Annotated in this window: 1 protein-coding gene; it reads right to left on the bottom strand. The window is 42.6% G+C overall.

Annotation, left to right across the window (positions count from 1 at the left end; translation table 11 throughout):
* Positions 1-165: 165 nt before the first annotated feature.
* On the bottom strand, positions 166-411 hold a 246-nt coding region (locus tag NE664_14760; protein MCQ4727896.1), incomplete at its 5' end, for a hypothetical protein.

Here is a 411-nt window from a genome sequence, read left to right as displayed (position 1 = left end):
CAGTTATCCGTAACTGATAGCAGGAACTTCAAAACATTGATATCTAAAAGGTTTTGGTGATATCAGATTTCATATTGCCTGCTGTCAGATAATCGAAGCTGATAGCAGGTTAATATGCGAGTTGTGGGGAAACTGCTGTCAGTTTCCCTTTTCTGCTATCAGATATCAGCTCATTTTGAGCGAAGATGACAGCAGAAATGTGTGAGTGATATCAGCATTTTGAGGCTGATACGGGGGTATTAGGGGGACTCCCCTAACAAGAATGGATTTTGTACGGCAAAATCCGTATCTTGCAGAGGACTGGCGGAGCCAGTCCGGACCGGCCTCACAGGAAAGGGGATATATTTGTGCAATATGAGCAGGAGGATTTTGAACAGCTAAAGAAAAAGGTAACAGAGTTATTTGAAAAAG

The organism is Anaerotignum faecicola (assembly GCA_024460105.1).
Lineage (GTDB): Bacteria > Bacillota > Clostridia > Lachnospirales > Anaerotignaceae > JANFXS01.
The sequence above is the reverse complement of the archived record's forward strand: the minus strand, read 5'-3'. Positions and strand labels throughout refer to the sequence as shown.